The 3002-nt window shown below is 66.5% G+C and carries 3 protein-coding genes; 2 read left to right on the top strand and 1 reads right to left on the bottom strand.

The genetic code is table 11. The features are described from left to right. Positions 1-37 precede the first annotated feature (37 nt). Positions 38-1321: a phosphoribosylamine--glycine ligase gene (purD, locus tag JHD07_RS36685; protein WP_291631071.1), complete on the top strand. Its 1284-nt coding sequence runs from the start codon at positions 38-40 to the stop codon at positions 1319-1321. Positions 1322-1524: 203 nt separating this feature from the next. Next, complete coding sequence (locus JHD07_RS36680; RefSeq protein WP_291631069.1) at positions 1525-2430, top strand: alpha/beta hydrolase; 906 nt, start codon at positions 1525-1527, stop codon at positions 2428-2430. Here the strand turns inward: JHD07_RS36680 and tadA are convergent. Next, entirely contained in the window at positions 2427-2855 is a 429-nt protein-coding gene (gene tadA, locus JHD07_RS36675) for a tRNA adenosine(34) deaminase TadA (RefSeq protein WP_291631067.1), read from the bottom strand. The genes JHD07_RS36680 and tadA overlap by 4 nt on opposite strands. Positions 2856-3002 lie beyond the last annotated feature (147 nt).

Below are 3002 nucleotides of genomic sequence, written 5' to 3'. Positions count from 1 at the left end.
ACCTCCGCCCCAGCAAACCCCTCATCCTGAGCCCCTGATGCACATTCTCCTGCTCGGTTCCGGCGGCCGCGAACATGCTCTGGCGTGGAAGATCGCGGCCTCTCCCCTGGTGACCAAATTCTGGTGCGCGCCCGGCAATGCCGGCATCGCGAAGGAGGCGGAGTGCGTGGCGCTCGATGTCGCCGACCATGCTGCGGTGATCGCCTTCTGCAAGCAGAACAAGGTCGAGCTCGTCGTGGTCGGGCCGGAGACGCCGCTGGCGGCCGGCATCGTCGATGATCTCACGGCTAGCGGCATCAAGGCGTTCGGGCCGAGCAAGGTGGCGGCGCAGCTCGAAAGCTCAAAAGGGTTCACCAAGGCGCTGTGCACCGAGTTCGGCATTCCGACCGGCGCCTACCAGCGGTTCACCAATCCCGAAAACGCGCGCGCCTATGTGCAGAGCCAGGGCGCGCCGATCGTGGTCAAGGCCGACGGGCTCGCCGCCGGCAAGGGCGTCGTCGTTGCGAAAACCGTGCGCGAGGCCGAGGACGCCATCGCCATGATGTTCGAGGGCGCCTTCGGCGAGGCCGGCGCCGAGGTCGTGATCGAGGAGTTTCTGCCGGGCCGCGAGATCAGCTTCTTTGCGCTGTGCGACGGCGAGACCGCGATTCCGCTCGCCTCCGCGCAGGACCACAAGCGCGTGTTCGACCACGATGTCGGGCCGAACACCGGCGGCATGGGCGCCTATTCTCCGACGCCGCTGGTCACGCCCGCCATCCACGACGCGATCATGGCCAAAATCATCCTGCCGACGGTCGCGGGGATGAAGCAGCGCGGCACGCCGTTCCGCGGCGTGCTCTATGCCGGGATCATGCTGACGACGCAGGGGCCAAAGCTGTTCGAGTTCAACGTCCGCTTCGGCGATCCTGAATGCCAGGTGCTGATGCTGCGCATGATGAGCGACCTCGTGCCGGCGCTGCTCGCCGCCTGCGACGGGCAGCTGAAGAACTTTGATCTCCGCTGGCACAAGGAAGCCGCGATCACCGTGGTGATGGCGGCCAAGGGTTATCCCGGCGACTATCAAAAAGGGACTCGCATCGAGGGGCTCGAGGAAGCTGCAGAGGTCGAGACCGTCGAGATCTTCCATGCCGGGACGGTGGCGAAGGACGGCGCGATCCTCGCCAATGGCGGCCGTGTGCTCAACGTCTGCGCGCTGGGCGCGACCGTGACGGAGGCGCAATCCCGCGCCTACCAGGCCGTCGACCGCATCCGCTGGCCCGAGGGCTTCTGCCGCCGCGACATCGGCTGGCAGGCGGTGGAGGCGGAGAAGGCCAAAAACTAGCGCGTCACGCCGGATCGGGCCCGCCACCGCGTCGATCCGGAATCTCGCGTTCACGTCACCGCGCCGCCATATCCGTGTTCCAGAATATGTAATCGGTTGTTGGGGTTAGTAGCCCCGATGATAATACCGGTACTGTGCATGGGGTTGTTTTCGAACTTTCGTTCGTCGAACGGCCCCGCGACCGACCAAAAGGATGCAACAAGATGTCCGACCTCGCCGACCTCTATCCGGGCTTCGCCGCCGAATGGATCGACACCGCCTTCGGCCGCATCTTCGCCCGCGTCGGCGGCAAGGGCCCGCCGCTGCTGCTGCTGCACGGCTTCTCCGAGACCCACGTGATGTGGCACCAGGTGGCGCCCGAGCTGACCGAACACTTCACGCTGATCATCGCCGACCTGCCGGGCTATGGCTGGTCCGACATGCCCGCCAGCGATGCGCTGCACATCCCCTACAGCAAGCGCGCCATGGCGAAAGCCATGGTCGAGGTCATGGAGCGGCTCGGCCACGTGCATTTCGCGCTCGCCGGCCACGACCGCGGCGGCCGGGTCTCGTACCGGCTCGCGCTCGATCATCCCGGCCGGCTGTCGAAGCTCGCGGTGCTCGATATCCTGCCGACCTATGATTACTGGGAGCGGATGAACCGCGCCTATGCCCTGAAGATCTGGCACTGGGCCTTCCTCGCCCAGCCCGCGCCGCTGCCGGAGACGCTGATCTCCGGCCAGGGCGAGTTCTTCCTGCGCTTCAAGATGGCGAGCCAGACCAAGTCGAAGACGCTGGACGCCATCGACCCGCGCGCGCTCGCGCATTACCTCGCCCCGTTCCGCGATCCCGCCCGCATCCACGCCATGTGCGAGGACTACCGCGCCGGCGCCACTTTCGACTACGACCTCGACAAGGCCGACTTCGAGGCGGGCAAGAAGATCACGATCCCGATGCTGGCGCTGTGGGGCAATGCGGGCGTGGCGCAGGCCGCCGCGACCCCGCTCGACACCTGGAAGAAATGGGCCACCAACGTGGAGGGCATGCCGGTCGAGTCCGGCCACTTCCTCACCGAGGAGAATCCGGACGCAACCGCGAAGGCGCTGCGCGAGTTTTTCGCGGCAGGCTAACGCCGCTCCCGAAAGAACTCCCTCAGCAGCCGCGCCGCCTCGCTCTCGCCGACGCCGGAATAGACCTCCGGCGCGTGGTGGCAGGTCGGCGCGGCGAAGAACCGCACGCCCGAGTCCACCGCGCCGCCCTTGGGATCGGCCGCGCCGTAATAGAGCCGCCTGACCCTTGCAAACGAGATCGCGCCCGCACACATGGTACACGGCTCCAGCGTCACGTAGAGGTCGCAGTCGACCAGCCGCTCGCTGCCGATCATCGCGGCGGCCGCGCGCAGCGCGACGATCTCGGCATGGGCGGTCGGATCATGGTCGGTCAGCGTCCGGTTGGCGCCGGTGGCGATCACCTCCTGGTTGCGGACCACCACGCAGCCAACAGGAACTTCGCCGGCCTTTCCGGCAGTTTCGGCCGCCCGAAGCGCCAAATCCATGAAAGAGGGGGCTTTCAAGCCTCGTATCATCGCCAGAAACCTGCTATCAGCTCCGCCTTCAGCAAGAGTGGATACCGATTTTGCCTGAGCATGCCGCTCGCAGCGAGCGCGCACAATGCTCATCGCACGACCCCCGCAAGTGAGATC

This window comes from Bradyrhizobium sp. (assembly GCF_016462955.1).
Taxonomy (GTDB): Bacteria; Pseudomonadota; Alphaproteobacteria; order Rhizobiales; family Xanthobacteraceae; genus Bradyrhizobium.
This window is presented reverse-complemented; position numbering and strand designations above follow the sequence as displayed.